Below are 1315 nucleotides of genomic sequence, written 5' to 3' on the forward strand. Positions count from 1 at the left end.
ATCTCGCTTTTACTTCTTCGGCTGGTACCTATGCCTTCGATGTCCAATGCGAAATGCTGGCTGACATCGGTTATGACGGCCTGACCTATGCCGTCTGGTCAGGGAGCCGATGGGAAACCGCAAAGCGTCTATCCACCGTGAAAGATCGTTTCGGTTTGGAGGTCTTTAGCGTGTATGTGGTGATCGACCTGGATCAGGGCCCACAGCATCCCATCAACGCAGGACTCTTGCGGATGCTTGAGGAGATGGAAGGCGTGAAGGCTGTCAATCTTGGAATCAGGACGGCAGGCCACGGTTCAAATCATCGAAAGGCACCGGACGACAAGGTATTGCAGGACTTCCTTGGTCGGGCACTTGAGATTTGCGCACGGCGCGGAATTGACATCCTGCTGTATTTTCATCTGGGCTTCTGGATGGATCATTACTCCATTGCGGCACAGATCTGCTCGGTCGTGAACCATCCGAATCTCGGCATCGTGTTTCCAAGCTATCACTGGTATGGCTACGAAACCAATGCAGGCAGCCCGACGGAGGGCTATCAGGCCGTAGACCCGACGCCAGCGTTAATGGCGTCAACACCCTTCATGCGGGAATTGACTCTCAGCGGCGCAACCCGCAGCCCACTTGGCTGGAGTCGTATTGCCACTTTCGAGGCGCTCGATGCAGGAGAACTCGACAACTTCGCACTTCTTGGACTTGCCAAGTCGTTCGGTTATACCGGCCCCGTCGGCTATGATGGCACATTGGTCGGGGGGAATCCATACAGCACGCTCAAACGCTCCTATGACGCGATGGACGAGATGTTGGGTTTGCTGACAAAGCACCCTGGTTGGGCTAAGCGTGAAACACACCCGTAACCCATGATTGAGCACATCTACATGTCCCAACACCCTTTGATTGCTGCCCAATTGAGGCAGGCGATGCGCGGCGTGGCCTCCACGGTGACGCTAATCACGTCGATCGCTCCCGATGGCCACGGACACGTAATGATCGCCAGTTCATTCGCATCAGTCTCACTGGAGCCGCCCACGGTTCTAGTGTGCATTGGTCAGCAAACCCGTATCCATGGGCCGCTGCTGGCTTCTCGACGGTTCTGCATCAATGTACTCCGCGCAGAACAGGAGGTACTTGCGGTGCACTGCCGTAGCGCCACGGGGACCGACCGTTTCGATCATGAAGCCTGGCGATTTGATGAAGTCAATGGGTTGCCCTATCTGCAAGGGGCGCAGGCTTCGCTGTTCTGTGAGCTGATTGAACACCATGCAGTCGGCACCCACTCGGTAATGCTGGCCAGTGTCGAGCGTGTGCTCACATC

The 1315-nt window shown here is 56.0% G+C and carries 2 protein-coding genes; both read left to right on the plus strand.

What is annotated here, in order from left to right; genetic code table 11:
- Nucleotides 1–857 (plus strand): sugar phosphate isomerase/epimerase family protein (locus tag DU29_RS0127950; protein ID WP_028624659.1); only part of this gene is annotated, 857 nt, incomplete at its 5' end.
- Nucleotides 858–878: 21 nt separating this feature from the next.
- Nucleotides 879–1315 (plus strand): flavin reductase family protein (locus DU29_RS1000000131970; RefSeq protein WP_177326991.1); only part of this gene is annotated, 437 nt, incomplete at its 3' end.

The organism is Pseudomonas sp. Ant30-3 (genome assembly GCF_000690905.1).
Classification (GTDB): Bacteria; Pseudomonadota; Gammaproteobacteria; order Pseudomonadales; family Pseudomonadaceae; genus Aquipseudomonas.